Origin of the sequence: Salmonella sp. SAL04213, from assembly GCF_046550535.1 — a bacterium.
GTDB classification, from domain to species: domain Bacteria; phylum Pseudomonadota; class Gammaproteobacteria; order Enterobacterales; family Enterobacteriaceae; genus Salmonella; species Salmonella enterica.
Genome location: NZ_JBGDXS010000003.1, coordinates 442,732 through 459,491, shown reverse-complemented (window position 1 = coordinate 459,491; position 16,760 = coordinate 442,732). Strand labels below are relative to the sequence as shown.

14 protein-coding genes are annotated in these 16,760 nt (G+C 53.9%); 11 read left to right on the top strand and 3 right to left on the bottom strand.

What is annotated here, in order from left to right:
* Nucleotides 1-43: 43 nt before the first annotated feature.
* The 3 genes from fhuA to hrpB all read right to left on the bottom strand — a co-directional run bounded on the left by fhuA (nt 44) and on the right by hrpB (nt 7,672).
* Complete coding sequence (gene fhuA, locus ACLJPQ_RS11585; protein WP_000113213.1) at nt 44-2,287, bottom strand: ferrichrome porin FhuA; 2,244 nt, start codon at nt 2,285-2,287, stop codon at nt 44-46.
* Between the two features lie 292 nt (nt 2,288-2,579).
* Nucleotides 2,580-5,102 carry a bifunctional glycosyl transferase/transpeptidase gene (mrcB, locus tag ACLJPQ_RS11580; protein WP_000918127.1) on the bottom strand — a complete coding sequence of 841 codons (2,523 nt, stop codon included), beginning with the start codon at nt 5,100-5,102 and terminating at the stop codon, nt 2,580-2,582.
* Between the two features lie 140 nt (nt 5,103-5,242).
* A complete protein-coding gene (hrpB, locus tag ACLJPQ_RS11575) occupies nt 5,243-7,672 on the bottom strand; it encodes an ATP-dependent helicase HrpB (protein ID WP_023252167.1) in 2,430 nt (809 codons plus the stop codon).
* 72 nt (nt 7,673-7,744) lie between these two features.
* Between hrpB and thpR the strand changes: the two genes are divergently transcribed.
* The 11 genes from thpR to ACLJPQ_RS11520 all read left to right on the top strand — a co-directional run bounded on the left by thpR (nt 7,745) and on the right by ACLJPQ_RS11520 (nt 16,720).
* Entirely contained in the window at nt 7,745-8,275 is a 531-nt protein-coding gene (thpR, locus tag ACLJPQ_RS11570) for an RNA 2',3'-cyclic phosphodiesterase (RefSeq protein WP_001294178.1), read from the top strand.
* A gap of 16 nt (nt 8,276-8,291) precedes the next feature.
* Nucleotides 8,292-8,996, top strand: a complete 705-nt coding sequence (gene sfsA / locus ACLJPQ_RS11565; RefSeq protein ID WP_000899412.1) for a DNA/RNA nuclease SfsA — start codon at nt 8,292-8,294, stop codon at nt 8,994-8,996.
* 176 nt (nt 8,997-9,172) lie between these two features.
* Complete coding sequence (dksA, locus tag ACLJPQ_RS11560; protein WP_001155232.1) at nt 9,173-9,628, top strand: RNA polymerase-binding protein DksA; 456 nt, start codon at nt 9,173-9,175, stop codon at nt 9,626-9,628.
* A 68-nt stretch (nt 9,629-9,696) separates the two neighbouring features.
* Nucleotides 9,697-10,593, top strand: a complete 897-nt coding sequence (gluQRS, locus tag ACLJPQ_RS11555; protein ID WP_001682576.1) for a tRNA glutamyl-Q(34) synthetase GluQRS — start codon at nt 9,697-9,699, stop codon at nt 10,591-10,593.
* A gap of 161 nt (nt 10,594-10,754) precedes the next feature.
* Nucleotides 10,755-12,152 carry a polynucleotide adenylyltransferase PcnB gene (gene pcnB, locus ACLJPQ_RS11550; protein WP_204355897.1) on the top strand — a complete coding sequence of 466 codons (1,398 nt, stop codon included), beginning with the start codon at nt 10,755-10,757 and terminating at the stop codon, nt 12,150-12,152.
* Nucleotides 12,149-12,628 carry a 2-amino-4-hydroxy-6-hydroxymethyldihydropteridine diphosphokinase gene (gene folK / locus ACLJPQ_RS11545; protein ID WP_000150778.1) on the top strand — a complete coding sequence of 160 codons (480 nt, stop codon included), beginning with the start codon at nt 12,149-12,151 and terminating at the stop codon, nt 12,626-12,628. The genes pcnB and folK overlap by 4 nt, the downstream gene beginning before the upstream one ends.
* A 120-nt stretch (nt 12,629-12,748) precedes the next feature.
* Nucleotides 12,749-13,540, top strand: coding sequence for a 3-methyl-2-oxobutanoate hydroxymethyltransferase (gene panB / locus ACLJPQ_RS11540; protein WP_000805493.1), 792 nt, complete (start codon nt 12,749-12,751; stop codon nt 13,538-13,540).
* 125 nt (nt 13,541-13,665) lie between these two features.
* Nucleotides 13,666-14,520, top strand: a complete 855-nt coding sequence (panC, locus tag ACLJPQ_RS11535) for a pantoate--beta-alanine ligase (RefSeq protein ID WP_080184978.1) — start codon at nt 13,666-13,668, stop codon at nt 14,518-14,520.
* A gap of 94 nt (nt 14,521-14,614) precedes the next feature.
* Nucleotides 14,615-14,995, top strand: a complete 381-nt coding sequence (gene panD, locus ACLJPQ_RS11530) for an aspartate 1-decarboxylase (RefSeq protein WP_000621526.1) — start codon at nt 14,615-14,617, stop codon at nt 14,993-14,995.
* Between the two features lie 280 nt (nt 14,996-15,275).
* A complete protein-coding gene (locus ACLJPQ_RS11525; RefSeq protein WP_020898401.1) occupies nt 15,276-15,881 on the top strand; it encodes a fimbrial protein in 606 nt (201 codons plus the stop codon).
* 86 nt (nt 15,882-15,967) lie between these two features.
* The gene (locus tag ACLJPQ_RS11520) at nt 15,968-16,720 is read left to right on the top strand and encodes a fimbrial chaperone (protein WP_023181807.1); all 753 of its coding nucleotides are present in this window, start codon (nt 15,968-15,970) and stop codon (nt 16,718-16,720) included.
* Nucleotides 16,721-16,760 lie beyond the last annotated feature (40 nt).

Below are 16,760 nucleotides of genomic sequence, written 5' to 3'. Positions count from 1 at the left end.
CCAACTTGTAAAACGGGCACGGCAAGCCGTGCCCAAAAAGAAATTAGAAACGGAAGGTTGCCGTTGCAACGACCTGACGTTCTGCGCCCCAGAAACAGCCATAGGTCTGGAAGCAGCTGGCGACGTATTCGCGATCAAACAGATTATTGACATGAAGGGCAACGTTGGAGCCTGCCATGCCTACGCGCGCAAGGTCATAACGTACCAATGCATCGACAACCGTATAACTCCCTACTTTAAAGGAGTTTGCCGGATCGCCATAGCTTGACCCCGTGAAACGCCCGCCAGTCCCCAGCGTTAAACCGGACAATGGACCATCAAAGAAAGTGTAATCGCCCCACAACGACGCCATATGCTTTGGTACCTGTGCTGGAGTATTACCTTTATAAGTCGTATCCGTCGTGTATTCGGCGTCAGTATAGGTGTAAGAACCCACGACATTGATGCTTGCAGAAAGCGCCGCTTTCGCTTCTAGTTCCACGCCGCGGGCGCGAATTTCACCGCCTTCAACCGAGAAGAAAGACCCCGCCGGATCAGCCATCAGGTTGTTGGTTTTGGTCAACTGATAGACCGCACCGGTAATGACTATCGGCCGATCATTCGGTACATATTTAACCCCCGCTTCATACTGCTTACCTTTCGAAGGTGCAAATATTTTCCCGTTCTCTCCCGTCTGTGAAGCCGGCTCAAACGACTCACTATAACTGAAGTAAGGCGTTATTCCATTATCAAACAGATAGTTAACACCACCACGCCAGGTAAACTGCTTATCATCACGTTTAGATGTGATGCCAGTAGTGCGATTAAGAGACTCTTGATCGGCCCAGTCATAACGTCCACCCAATGTTACCAGGACTTTATCCCACTGTGCCTGGTCCTGGACGTACAGACCCGTTTGCTTTTGCTTATTCAAAATCTGGTACGGGCCGGATGTTGCTGGATCTCGCGAAGCAAAGTCGAAATCAGTGTACACCGGGTTATAGAGGTCAAGCAGAGGTACGGAGTCGTCGTAGCCAAACCAGGCATTGATATCATTACGCATACGCATAAAGTCGACGCCGGTCAGCAGCGTGTGATCCACCTCACCGGTGGCAAATTTACTTTGCAACTGAGTATCAACGGAGAAGTTTTGCAGTTTCTCGTCGTCAACAACATATTTACGAGCCAGATAATGACCTTTGTCCTCTGGCGCTAATGCCGCGCACTGCTTGCTGTCACGGTTTGCCGGATCGGAACAAACGCCGTAACCATAGACGCTATTTTGCGAGACTTTATTCTCGGCATAGCGCAAATTCTGGCGCACGGTAAAGGTGTCGTTGAATTCATGATCGAAGCTGTACCCTACCATCTTCTCATTACGAGAATAGGTATTGTTTTTCGCCCCTTCGTTGAAATCTGTTGGCAGACGTTTACCGTTTGGCAGCGGCTCAACCGTTCCCTCTTTCGGCAGCCAGCCGTAGTAACCCGTCTCTGGTTCATTCTGGAAGTAAGAGAGAAACGTAAAGTTTGTCTTGTCATCCGGACGCCAGGTGAACGCTGGCGCAATCGCATAGCGCTGCTCTTCCGCGCGATCCTGCTGCGCATTGGCGGAACGCGCCAGACCGGTCAAACGATAAGAATATACGCCCTCTTCATCCAGCGCGTCGCTGAAGTCAAAACCAGTCTGGAACAGGCTGTCAGTACCCATCTTGAACTGAATTTCTTTCAGTGGCTCCGTCGTCGGGCGCTTGCTAACCATATTCAGCAAACCGCCAGGGCTACTTTTCCCGTACAGAACGGAAACCGGACCACGCATCACTTCCGCGCGTTCCAGCATATACGGGTCTATCACCGCATCATTATAGAAGTTGCCCTGCATTTTCAGGCCATTCAGATAGTTATTCTGGCTTTGGCCATCAGCGGCGAAACCGCGAATGATCAGGTAGTCGTAAGTATTGGACGCGCCACGAGTGCCCACGGCAACGCCAGGGGTATAACTCAACGCTTCTTTAACCGACTTTGGCTGATGCAACGCCATCTCTTCGGCGGTAACAACAGAAATAGACTGCGGCACCTTTTGAATCGGCGTGTCCGTTTTGGTTGCCGTGGCGGATTGTCTTGCAGCGATGGTTGCCGCCGGTCCCCAGGCACTTTCCTGCGCGGCAGGCGCTGCGGTTACGGTAATGGTTTCTTCTTTCGGTTGAACCGCCGCCTGTGCATAGACAGACATGCCGCTAACCGCTGTGGCTACTACAACTGCGATTTTACGCAGTGAGGAGTTTGGCTGAGCAGTTTTAAGACGCGCCATTGGTATATCTCTGATGAAAGTGAATGATAACGTAAACGATAATTATTATTATAACCGCAGCATGATAGGCGAAATATCGTCGCAATGGCAAGCGATACGCGGCCCTACGAAAACTAAGGGGTTAAGAAATAACCAGATGAAAAGGAAGGGTTAATAAATTAGACTGAAATGTTATTTATAGGGGATTTGCCGGATGGCGACGTAAGCGTCTTATTCGGCCTACGTCGCACATAATGGAGTCGTAACGGTGTAGACCGGGTAAGCACAGCGCCACCCGGCACTATTACCGTGATTAATTGCCGCCGAACATCTCCTTAATCCAGCCGGCAACGCCGTCGCTCTTCTCTTCTTTCGGCGGCTGTTGCTGCGCAGGCTGCTGCGGCTGAGACGACTGATCGAACGGATTGCCTGACGGCTGCTGTTGCTGCTGCATCATCTCGCCCTGCTGGCACAGCGTATTTGGATCGTCCGTCCAGACCGGCAGAGTGCGCATACCGCCGCTACAGACAAAATTACCGTCGTAATCAACGCCCATATCCACCACATCTTCCGGCGGCGTCAGAACTAAAGGCGTCGGCGTCTGGTTCGCCAGATAGCGCTGGTAAATCGCCATCGCGCCGCTGGCACCGTACAATTTCGTCGGCTGGTTGTTATCACGGCCTACCCAGGTGATAGTCACCTGGCTGCCGTCGATACCGGCAAACCAGGTATCGACATTGTTGTTTGTCGTCCCGGTTTTACCCGCCAGATGCAGACCCGGATATTTCGCGCCAAGCTGACGCCCCGTACCACGCTGGACGACCTGCTGCATTGTCCAGAGCGTCAGGTAAGCCGCCTGTGCCGGTACGGCGCGTTCAGCTTGCGGATAACTTTGGTACAGCACCTTACCATCTTCCGCAATAACCGAACGCAGCGCTGATAACGGCGCGCGATTTCCGCCGCTGGCGATAGTCTGGAACGCCTGCGCCACTTCGATCGGCGTCAGGTTCAGCGCCCCTAACAGCATCGCCGGAACCGGATTGAGCTGATCTTTCGGCACGCCGAGCTTCGTCCAGGTATCGGTTACCGCCGGTAAACCTAACGCCATCCCCAGATTGACCGTCGGTACGTTCATTGAGCGAGTTAACGCATCCACCAGCATCACTTTCCCGCTTTCGCTGTAGCGACGATCGTCGTTCTGCGGCGACCAGACCTGACCATTCGGCTGGCGCAGAGAAATCGGCGCATCGGCAATCCAGGTGTTCAGACGGTATAAGTTCGGCTGACTTAACGCGGTCAGATAGGTCGCCGGTTTCGCCAGCGACCCGATGGAACGGCGCGCCTGCATGGCACGGTTATAGCCGGCATACTGCGGCTCCGCCCCGCCAACCATCGCGCGCACCTCGCCGCTAAAGCGATCCACTACCACCATCGCGGTTTCCAGATCGCTCAATTTACGCTGCTTCTTCAACGCCGGAATGCCTTCGACAACGGCTTTTTCTGCGGCATCCTGCGCCACGGAGTCAAAGGTGGTGAAGATCTTCACGCCGGAAAGATCTTTAATTTTATCCCCCAGCTTCGCCTGCAGTTCCTGGCGAACCATCTGCATAAACGCTGGCTGCGGTGAGATAACGCCGCCGCGCGGCTGTACGCCAAGCGGACGCGCGCTCAGCATGTCATAGAGTTCCTGATCGATGATTTTCTGCTGCTGTAACAGGCGTAACACCAGGTTACGACGCTCCAGCGCCAGTTTCGGGTTGCGCCACGGGTTATAAATCGACGCCCCTTTTACCATCCCCACCAGTAACGCCTGCTGATCGAGGCTCAGTTCCTCTACCGGACGACCAAAGTAATACAGGCTCGCCAGCGGAAAACCGCGAATTTCATTGTCCCCGCTTTGACCGAGGTAGACCTCGTTCATGTACAGCTCAAGAATACGATCTTTACTGTAACGGGCATCCATGATCAGCGCCATGTAGGCTTCATTCGCTTTACGCCAGTATGATCTTTCGCTGGAGAGGAACAGGTTCTTCACCAGCTGCTGGGTTAGCGTACTTGCCCCCTGCACCGTACGTCCCGCCGTCAGGTTGGCCAGTACCGCACGCCCGATAGAGTAAAGACTAATGCCATCATGCTCATAGAAATGACGGTCTTCCGTCGCCAACAGCGTATCGACCAGCAGATCCGGGAAACCGCTGCGCGGGACGAATAAACGCTGCTCGCCATTTGGCGAAGAAAGCATAGTGATAAGCCGCGGATCGAGGCGGAAGAAGCCAAACTGGCGGTTGTTATCCAGATTGACGATGGTTTCCAGACGCCCGTCACTGAACGTCAGCCGCGCGCGCACCTGCCCTTCTTTGCTGTCCGGGAAGTCAAACGGACGACGGATCATCTCAATGCTATTGGCCTGCACGGTAAATTCGCCGGGACGGGTCATCTTCGTCACCAGACGATACTGCGTCGCTTCCAGCAATTTCACCATCTCGTTTTTGCTGACAGGCATGTCTGGCTCAAGGTTCACCATCCGGCCATATACCGCCGCCGGAAGCTGCCAGACCTTGCCATCAATACGGCTGCGGATTTTTTGATCCAGATAGACGCCGTAAATGGCGAACAGCACCACAAAAACGATAAACAGTTTTAGCAATAGCCACAGCCAGCCGCGCTTGCCACGAGGCTTACGCCCTTTGCCCTTACCTTTACGCGGCATCGGTTCTTCATCCTCATAGTCATCATCATAATCGTCGTCATGCTGCCGACGACGGCTCACCTTTTGTTTCACAGGACGTGACGGTTTCCCCTTACGTCCAATCGGCTCGCGGTCATTCCCCGCCATGCTTTTTCTCCGCAACATACAGGCGCAAAGGCCCGATTCTGTATTCTTCCGCCAGACGACAGAAGAAGAAATCTCTCAATTTACCCTTTTGCCGGATGGCGATTAACGCCTTATCCGGCCTGGAGGCAACGTATAACACGTCACGAATACTTCTTCGTGCGCCGCGTTGGGGCCGTATTCGCCGGATCGTCCGGCCAGACATGTTTGGGGTAACGGCCCTTCATCTCTTTTTGCACTTCGCGATACGCCCCCTGCCAGAAAGCGCTTAAATCGCGCGTAATCTGTAGCGGTCGCTGCGCAGGCGAAAGCAGTTCCAGCACCAGCGGCACGCGGCCCTGAGCGATGGTTGGGGTCTTCGCTTCGCCAAACATTTCCTGCATTCTGACCGCCAGTGCGGGCGGGTTATCTTCATGATAACGAATCGTTATTCGGCTTCCCGTCGGCACAGTGTAATGCCCAGGCAGTTCACTATCCAGACGTTGCAGCATGGCATAGTCAAGCAGTCCCCGTAACGCCTGAGTCACATTCAGAGATTTCAGACTCCGTAACGACTGTACGCCTGTCATGTGCGGCAGCAACCAGTTTTCCAGAGTCGCCAGCAGCGACGCCTCATCCACGGCAGGCCAGTCATATTCCGGCAACCATTTCGCCGCACAGTGCAGACGCAGACGGAACTGCTCCGCTTCCGGCGTCCAGTTAAGGACGGCCAGACCTTTATCGCGGATGCCGTTCAGCATCGCCTGATGAAGCTCCTCTTCAGACGGTTTCGCCAGTGGCTGAACGCTAACCGTCAACTGTCCAATACGCATTCTGCGCCACGCTTTCAACGTTCCCTGCGCTTCGTCCCATTCAACCGTGTCAGACTGGCGCAGTAAATCAGGACACGCCTGAATCAGCGAGGCAATATCCAGCGGCTGCGCCAACAATATTCGGGCGTCCGGCGAGGCGCTACCTTGCAGCAACAGCGGCGCGATCAGCCATTCATGACGTCCCAACGCGTCATCCGCATCTAACATCGCGCCCATACCATTGGCTAACTGATAGCGCCCTTCCTGACCACGACGCCGCGCGATGCGGTCGCTAAACGCTCTGGCCAACAGCGGCATAATAAGCGCGCTATCCGGCTCGCCATTACGCACCTGCAGCCGTTTTAAAAGCTGCTGGCTACGCTGCTGCCAGCCCGGCTGTCGCCGCGAAAATAGCACGCTTAAATCCGTACCGCCGCCGCGCGGCGGGTCCTCAAGGATGGCCGCGAGCATGGCGGCGGTGGCGGCGCTGTCGCCCTCGTCGGCGTTGACTAACATCGCCGCCAGGCGCGGATCGTTACCCATTGCCGCCATTTTCCGGCCCCGCGCGCTTAACCGCTCGCCCTCCAGCGCGCCTAACATCAATAATAAACGGCGGGCGGCCTGAAGATTCACCTCCGGCGGTCTGTCCAGCCAGAAAAGCGATGCCGGATCGTGACATCCCCACTGCAACACCTCCATCAACAAACCGGAAAGGTCACTGTGTAAGATTTCCGGATCGCTTTGCGCCGCCGCCCGCTCCGCCTGTTCTTTGGCCAGCAGATGTAAACAGATACCCGGCGCCAGTCGTCCGGCGCGCCCCGCGCGCTGCGTCATTGACGCCTGACTGATACGCTGCGTAACCAGCCGCGTCAGTCCCGTTCGCGCGTCGAATCGCGCCACGCGCTCCTGAGCGCTATCGACGACCAGACGAATCCCTTCAATCGTCAAACTGGTTTCGGCAATGTTAGTCGCCAACACCACTTTACGCATCCCGGCGGGGGCGGGAACAATCGCTTTGCGTTGCGCCTCCAGAGACAATGCGCCATACAGCGGACAAAGCAGGACATCGCTCCCTACCCGCGACGCCAGATGTTCATGAACGCGCTGTATTTCGCCTACGCCGGGTAAAAATAGCAGCAGCGAACCGTTTTCATTGCGCAGCAGTTCCGCTGTCGCCATCGCGACGGCTTCATCAAAACGCAAATGCGCCGCAAGCGGCTGATAACGTCGCTCCACCGGGAACGCGCGCCCCTCCGAGACGATCGTCGGCGCATCAGGCAGTCGCTGACAAAGCCTGTCGTTATCCAGCGTCGCAGACATGATTAACAGCCTGAGATCGTCACGAAGCCCTTGCTGGATATCCAGCAACAGCGCCAACGCTAAATCCGCCTGTAAACTGCGCTCATGAAATTCATCCAGTATCACCAGCCCCACGCCGCGTAATTCGGGATCGCGCTGAATCATTCTGGTCAATACGCCTTCGGTCACTACTTCCAGCCGGGTACGCGGCCCCACGCAGCTTTGCGCGCGCATCCGGTAACCTACCGTTTCGCCAGGCTTTTCATTCAACGCTTCCGCCAGACGCTGCGCGACATTACGCGCCGCCAGACGACGCGGTTCAAGCAGAAGGATTTTTCCAGCAACCGGCCCCTGTTGCAGGAGTTGCAACGGCAGCCAGGTGGATTTCCCCGCCCCGGTAGGCGCGGACAACAAAACCTGCGGCGCGGTTTTTAGGGCTGTCAACAATTCAGGCAATACGGCGGCAACGGGCAATGACGTCACAAACGGCTCCACGGGGTTAACTTTCTTTGCGCCGCATTGTAGCATCGTGTTAATCCATAACCGAGTATCCCTATGTCTGAGCCAAAACGGCTGTTTTTTGCGATTGACTTACCCGACGACGCGCGCGCGCAAATTATCGCCTGGCGCGCCGCCCATTTTGCGTCTGAAGACGGACGCCCCGTGGCAGCGGCGAACCTACACCTGACGCTGGCCTTTTTAGGCGACGTCAGTAGCGATAAGCAGCGCGCGCTTGCGCAACTGGCCGGACGAATTCGCCAGCCGGGCTTTACGCTACATCTGGATGACGCCGGTCAGTGGCTGCGTTCGCGCGTGGTGTGGCTGGGGATGCGCCAGCCGCCGCGCGGGTTGTTGCAGTTGGCTAATATGCTGCGCGCGCAGGCCGCCCGCAGCGGTTGTTACCAAAGCCCGCAGCCTTTTCACCCGCATATTACGCTGCTGCGCGACGCCAGCCATACGGTGGCTATCCCGCCGCCGGGCTTTTGCTGGTCATTTCCGGTCACGTCGTTTGCGCTTTACGCCTCTTCGTATGGGCAAGGCCGTACCCGCTATGCCGAGCTGCAGCGCTGGACGCTGGGCGAATAATAATGAAGGAATGTCGATGCTATTCTCCCCCCCTTTACAACGCGCTACGCTGATTCAGCGCTATAAACGTTTTTTAGCCGATGTGATCACCCCTGACGGTACGACGCTTACGCTGCACTGTCCTAATACCGGCGCAATGACCGGCTGCGCCACGCCTGGCGATACCGTCTGGTATTCGACATCAGAAAATACTAAACGCAAATATCCGCATACCTGGGAATTGACTGAAACGCAATCCGGCGCATTCATTTGCGTGAATACGCTGCGGGCGAACCAGCTAACGAAAGAAGCGATTCAGGAGAATCGCCTGCCGGCGCTGGCGGGGTACAATATTCTGAAAAGTGAAGTCAAATATGGCGCCGAGCGCAGCCGTATAGATTTTATGTTACAGGCAGATTTCCGCCCGGACTGCTATATTGAAGTGAAATCGGTCACGTTAGCGGAAAAAGAAAACGGTTATTTTCCCGACGCCATCACCGAACGAGGGCAAAAACATCTTCGGGAGTTGATGGGCGTTGCGGCGGCAGGTCATCGCGCGGTGGTGGTGTTCGCGGTGCTGCACTCCGCCATTACACGTTTTTCACCCGCACGTCATATCGATATAAAATACGCGCAGCTATTGAGCGAGGCTCAGAATAAAGGCGTGGAAGTTTTAGCTTATAAAGCAGAACTTTCAGCCCAAAAAATGGAACTGAACGAACCAGTACCCATAACGTTGTAGTGGAATAACAGCCTGATTATTAAGTATTCTGGCCGCGTGCGTAAATACGCTTTTCCTCACAGGGTTGTCAAGTGTTACGTTTAGATAATTGCTATCCGGAAAAGCATCTGCTATTTATAGCGACCTGATTTTCCCCCGAACATGGGGATCGATAGTGCGTGTTAAGGAGAAGCAACATGCAAGAAGGGCAAAACCGTAAAACATCGTCCCTGAGTATTCTCGCCATCGCTGGGGTGGAGCCGTACCAGGAGAAACCGGGCGAAGAGTATATGAACGAAGCCCAGCTATCGCACTTCAAGCGTATTCTTGAAGCATGGCGTAATCAACTCCGGGATGAAGTCGATCGCACTGTGACGCACATGCAGGACGAAGCCGCCAACTTCCCCGATCCGGTCGATCGCGCCGCGCAGGAAGAGGAGTTTAGCCTGGAGTTACGTAATCGTGACCGTGAGCGCAAACTGATCAAAAAGATCGAGAAGACGCTGAAGAAAGTGGAAGATGAAGACTTCGGTTATTGCGAGTCCTGCGGGGTGGAGATTGGTATCCGCCGCCTGGAAGCGCGTCCAACAGCCGATCTGTGCATCGACTGCAAAACGCTGGCTGAAATTCGCGAAAAACAGATGGCGGGTTAATCCCGTTCGTTTCTACCCTATTTATGACAGGCGGGAGTTTTCCCGCCTTATTCTTTATTGCCCGCAGCATGACTGACTCACACTATATTGGCCGTTTCGCGCCGTCGCCATCCGGCGAACTGCATTTCGGCTCGTTAATCGCCGCCCTCGGCAGCTATCTACAAGCCCGTGCGCAACGCGGAATTTGGCGCGTTCGCATAGAGGATATCGACCCCCCACGTGAAGTTCCCGGTGCCGCAGCGACCATTCTGCGCCAGCTGGAACATTACGGCCTGCACTGGGATGGCGAGGTCTTATGGCAATCACAGCGTCATGAGGCTTATCGCGAGGCGCTGGCCTGGCTTCACGAGCAGGGACTGAGCTACTACTGCACTTGCCCCCGCTCGCGCATTCAGCGTCTGGGCGGTATTTACGACGGCCATTGCCGGACGTTATGCCACGGGCCGGAGAATGCCGCCGTCAGAATTAAACAGCAGCATCCGGTGATGCGTTTCCATGATGCCTTGCGCGGCGACATCCAGGCTGACCCACAGCTGGCGAGCGAAGATTTTATTATCCACCGCCGCGACGGACTGTTTGCTTATAATCTGGCCGTGGTGGTCGACGATCATTTTCAGGGGGTGACGGAGATCGTCCGCGGCGCAGATTTAATCGAACCCACTGTCCGACAACTTTCGCTGTATAAACAGTTTGGCTGGCGTGCGCCAGGTTACGTGCACCTTCCGCTGGCGCTCAACGAACAAGGCGCTAAACTTTCCAAGCAAAATCATGCCCCTGCGCTTGCGACAGGCGATCCGCGCCCGGTACTGGTCCAGGCATTGCGCTTTTTAGGCCAACGCGACGTCGTAGCGTGGCAGGAGATGTCTGTTGAGGAGTTGCTGCGCTTTGCGGTGACGCACTGGAGGCTTACAGCCGTACCCACATCGGCTAATGTAAATCCGGCATTCTCAAATGCGTCTCGCTGAGCTATGATTAGCCGCTATTTTTGCTCATCGTCTTTCGCATTGCTGCGGCGTTAATGATGCTTACAGCCCAGGTCGCGTTGCTCTCTTACGCCCGTCTGCCGTAATGCGAAAGACATAGAGTAAGTTGATCTTATTAATGTATGACACTACCGAGGTGCGCTATTTTTACCCGAGTCGCTAATTTTTGCCGTAAGGTGTTAAGCCGCGAGGAGAGCGAGGCAGAACAAGCCGTCGCCCGTCCACATATGACGATTATCCCGCGTGAACAGCACGCTATCTCCCGCAAAGATATCAGTGAAAATGCCCTCAAGGTACTGTACAGGCTGAACAAAGCGGGCTATGAAGCCTACCTGGTCGGCGGCGGCGTCCGCGATCTCCTGCTCGGCAAAAAGCCGAAGGATTTCGACGTGACCACCAACGCAACACCGGATCAGGTACGGAAATTATTCCGCAATTGCCGTCTGGTGGGGCGTCGTTTCCGCCTGGCTCACGTGATGTTTGGCCCGGAAATTATCGAAGTGGCAACGTTTCGTGGTCATCATGAAGGCAGTGAAAGCGACCGTACGACCTCCCAGCGTGGGCAAAACGGTATGCTGCTGCGCGATAATATCTTCGGCTCTATCGAAGAAGATGCCCAGCGCCGCGATTTCACCATCAACAGCCTTTACTACAGCGTAGCGGATTTTACCGTGCGCGATTACGTCGGCGGAATGCAGGATCTGCAAGAAGGCGTGATTCGCCTGATCGGCAATCCGGAAACGCGCTACCGCGAAGATCCGGTTCGAATGCTGCGCGCCGTGCGTTTCGCTGCGAAGCTCAATATGCGTATCAGCCCTGAAACGGCTGAGCCAATCCCGCGTCTGGCAACCTTGCTAAACGACATTCCTCCCGCGCGTCTGTTCGAAGAGTCGCTGAAGCTGTTGCAGGCGGGGAACGGTTTTGAAACCTATCAACAACTGCGGGAATACAACCTCTTCCAGCCGTTGTTTCCTACCATTACGCGTTATTTCACCGAAAACGGCGACAGCGCAATGGAACGCATCATTGCGCAGGTGTTGAAGAATACGGATAACCGCATCCGTAACGAGATGCGCGTTAATCCGGCATTTTTGTTTGCCGCCATGTTCTGGTATCCGCTGCTGGAGATGGCGCAAAAAATCGCTCAGGAGAGCGGTCTGGCCTATTACGACGCTTTCGCGCTGGCCATGAATGACGTGCTGGATGAAGCCTGCCGTTCACTGGCGATCCCGAAACGCCTTACCACGCTTACCCGTGATATTTGGCAGCTTCAGTTACGGATGTCGCGACGTCAGGGCAAACGCGCCTGGAAACTGATGGAACATCCCAAATTCCGCGCCGCGTTTGATTTACTGGAGCTGCGCGCTCAGGTGGAAAATAATACTGAACTGCAACGTCTGGCGCAGTGGTGGGCCGAGTTTCAGGCTTCCGCGCCGCCGGAACAAAAAGGAATGCTCAACGAGCTGGACGACGATCCTGCTCCACGCCGCCGCCGTTCACGTCCGCGCAAACGCGCGCCGCGCCGCGAGGGCACCGTATGACGATCGCGTATATCGCGCTTGGCAGTAATCTGGCCTCTCCGCTGGAGCAGGTCAATGCCGCCCTGAAGGCTATCGCCGACATTCCCGATAGCCGTATCGTCACGGTGTCTTCGTTTTACCGCACGCCGCCGCTTGGCCCACAGGATCAGCCCGATTACCTGAACGCCGCGGTGGCGCTGGATACCGCCCTCGCCCCCGAAGAATTGCTTAACCATACCCAGCGCATTGAGCTGCAACAGGGCCGGGTGCGCAAAGCCGAACGCTGGGGGCCGCGCACGCTGGACCTCGACATTATGCTGTTTGGCGATGAAGTCATTAACACCGACCGTCTGACCGTACCGCACTACGACATGAAAAACCGCGGTTTTATGCTGTGGCCGTTATTCGAAATCGCTCCTGAGCTGATCTTTCCGGATGGTATCAGCCTGCATCAGCATCTCACCCATCTTGGTGCTGCAAAACCCGCCCACTGGTAAAATATCGCCTCCCCTTTAGCGTTTACTGCTTTAGCGCCAAACGATTGCTTAAATCAATTGCCCCCCTGAATATGACTGTTAGAATGCCGGGAAATATAACTTTTACCATCAGGAAACGTTATGAAACCCACCACCATTTCACTGCTGCAGAAATGCAAGCAAGAGAAAAAACGCTTCGCGACAATTACCGCCTACGACTACAGCTTCGCTAAGTTATTTGCCGACGAAGGTATCAATGTGATGCTGGTTGGCGACTCGCTGGGCATGACGATTCAGGGGCACGACTCCACTCTGCCTGTCACCGTGGAAGATATCGCTTACCACACTCGTGCCGTGCGACGTGGCGCGCCCAACTGTCTATTGCTCTCCGACCTGCCGTTTATGGCTTACGCCACCCCGGAACAGGCGTTTGAAAACGCGGCTATCGTGATGCGTGCGGGGGCCAATATGGTCAAAATTGAAGGCGGCGCCTGGCTGGTTGATACGGTGAAAATGCTCACCGAACGCGCCGTACCGGTTTGTGGTCATCTGGGGCTAACGCCCCAGTCGGTGAATATCTTCGGCGGCTATAAAATTCAGGGCCGCGGCGACGCCGGACAAGTGCTGCTGGATGACGCGCTGGCTTTAGAAGCGGCTGGCGCTCAACTGCTGGTGCTGGAGTGCGTGCCGGTTGAGCTGGCGAAGCGCGTCACGGAAGCGCTCTCGATTCCGGTGATCGGCATCGGCGCGGGCAACGTCACCGACGGTCAGATCCTGGTGATGCACGATGCGTTTGGCATCACCGGCGGCCATATTCCCAAATTCGCGAAAAATTTCCTTGCCGAGGCGGGCGACATGCGCGCCGCCGTACAGCAGTATATGGCTGAAGTGGAGTCCGGCGTTTATCCGGGCGAAGAACACAGCTTTCACTAATTTTTCTGACCGTGCCGGATGGCGACGCGACGCGTCTTATCCGGCCTACCGATCCTCAACGGATGTAGGCCTGATAAGCGCAGCGCCATCGGGCAGGATCATCAAGCAACTCAAGGAGTTTTGTTGTGCTAATCATTGAAACCCTGCCGCTGCTGCGCCAGCATATTCGTCGTCTGCGTCAGGAAGGTAAACGCGTCGCACTGGTTCCCACCATGGGCAACCTGCACGACGGCCATATGAAGCTGGTCGATGAGGCAAAAGCCCGGGCTGATGTGGTGATCGTCAGCATTTTCGTCAATCCGATGCAGTTTGATCGGCCGGACGATCTGGTGCGTTATCCGCGCACGCTGCAGGAAGATTGTGAAAAGCTGAACAAACGCAAAGTCGATTATGTCTTTGCGCCAGCCGTTGAGGAAATCTACCCACAGGGGCTGGCAGGCCAGACGTACGTTGATGTTCCCGGCCTCTCCACCATGCTGGAAGGCGCCAGCCGTCCGGGCCACTTCCGCGGCGTCTCGACTATCGTCAGCAAGCTGTTCAACCTGATCCAGCCGGATATCGCCTGCTTTGGCGAGAAGGATTTCCAGCAACTGGCGCTGATCCGCAAAATGGTGGCGGATATGAGTTATGACATTGAGATCGTCGGCGTGCCGATTATTCGCGCTAAAGACGGTCTGGCGCTCAGCTCACGTAACAGTTATCTGACCGCAGAGCAGCGCAAAATTGCGCCGGGTCTACACAACGTGATGAATAGCATCGCTGAAAAACTGATTGCGGGTAATCGTGAGCTGCAAGAGATTATCGCCATTGCCGAACAGGAACTGAATGAAAAAGGCTTCCGTGCCGACGACATTCAAATTCGTGATGCCGACACGCTGCAGGAGCTGACGGAAACCAGCAAACGCGCAGTGATTCTGGCCGCCGCCTGGCTGGGTCAGGCGCGTCTGATCGATAATCAAAGCGTTACATTAGCCCAGTAGACAGGGGTTAAAAATCGGGCAATACTGCCTGAGAATTTCCAAAGCAGGCCACAAGCGCCTGCTTAGCCAAGGTAAACGACAGGGTAAAGAAGTTATGATTCGCACCATGCTGCAAGGCAAGCTCCACCGCGTAAAAGTCACGCAGGCGGACCTGCACTACGAAGGTTCCTGTGCCATTGACCAGGATTTCCTTGATGCCTCCGGTATTCTGGAAAACGAAGCGATTGATATCTGGAACGTGACCAATGGGAAACGTTTCTCAACCTATGCGATTGCGGCTGAACGCGGCTCCAGAATCATCTCGGTGAACGGTGCGGCGGCGCACTGCGCTGAAGTTGGCGACATTGTGATTATCGCCAGCTTCGTCACCATGTCTGATGAAGAAGCGCGTACATGGCGTCCGAAAGTGGCCTATTTTGAAGGCGACAACGAAATGAAGCGCACCGCGAAAGCTATTCCGGTACAGGTTGCCTGATTTTCAATAATAGGACAACCCTTCCAGAAAAACATATTTTGGGACGGGTTGTCTTTTTTTTAAATCACCAATAAATAATATTATTTATTATTTATCTTATTGCTTAAATAATAAAACATTAGTTTTACTTAAAAGAACATAAAGTATTTCTAATGGATAACTTTATTCCTTTTCATCGCAACTCTCTATAAAATCCGCCTCGAAATATAATATTTCAACAAATAAGATATATAAATAATATATTTTATTTATATTTATCACTAAAATATGGATATTCTAAATGTTTTTCAGAAAATATAGCGTAGCCGCTTTTATTGCAATGACTTTGGGTGCCGGGTCTGCAATGGCAGCAGATCCAGATACGGGTACTATTACTTTCCACGGTCTGGTTTCTAACAATACCTGTAAAATCTCTCTTGATAATAAAATAGATCAAGACGGTAATGATTTTGACATTACTCTGGATACCGTTTTTGTTAAAAACTTCGCTACCGCACTGGGTGCTAACAGTACTCTGGGCGAAAAACAGTTCACTCTGAATCTGAGCGAATGTGATAACGCAACGGTAAAAGATGCCTCCGCTCAGTTTAATTCCTGGGGCGGTTCCAGTTCAACGTCAGGTGGTCTGTTAGTACCACCGGCTAATCTGCAAGGAGCAGCAGAAAACGTTAACCTGGTGCTGGCTAACAACGGTAACGGCGCTACCGATCTGATCAAAATTGACCAGACTAACAACACGCAGAAAGCCACTATTTCCGCTGATGGCACCGGTGACCTGTTCTACCGCGTAGCCTACACCCAGGGCCAGAAGTGGAATGCAGACACCAGCCCGGTAACGGCAGGAACCGTACAGGCGCAAGTTGCCTTCACCGTTATTTATAACTAATCCTTTGTATTTAAAAAGATTAGCCAATCCCTCAGCGGCTGTGCTGGGGGATTTTAATTTTAAAGTATACCTACAGGGAGGGTAAAATGGTCAATACGGTTATTACAAAGGGATTTAAAACCACCTGCTTCGCTGCCGCGGCCTTCACGGCATTTGCCACATTCCAGGCAAACGCGGATATCGTCATATCCGGAACACGTATTGTGTACCCAGCGTCATCAAAAGACGTGATTGTGAACCTGGATAACCGGGGCAATAAACCTCTACTGGTGCAAACCTGGCTGGATGACGGGCGTGACGGTGTTGATCCGCAGGAGCTAAAACTGCCGTTTGTCATTACGCCTCCGGTATCTCGTATCGATCCACAAAAAGGGCAATCCTTGCGTATTACGTATATGGGTAGCGCATTACCTCAGGATCGGGAATCGCTGTTTTGGTTTAACGTGCTGGAAATTCCGCCAAAATCAAAAGCGAAAGAAGGTGAGAGTTTAAATCAACTTCAACTCGCCTTTCGCACGCGGATCAAATTATTTTTCCGCCCGGATGGCCTGAAAGGCACGCCTGGCGATGCGGCGGCAAATCTGAAATGGTCGCAGAAAAAAGAAGGTAGTACGCTTTCACTATTTGCCCAAAATGACAGCGCGTACAACGTTTCTATTTCCAACGTAAAATTTAAAGTGGGCGGTAAAGAATATACCGTCGACAGCAAATCCGTTTTACCCTTTAGCGGGGTCAGCATGCCCGTAAAAGGCCTTTCGAATAATATTAACGGTACCGTTATCTATAACACCATTAATGATAATGGCGGCACAAATAAACGAGAAGCCAAAATAGACTAATCAATTATAACAATTACGTACCAATGTAGTGGGCCATTCT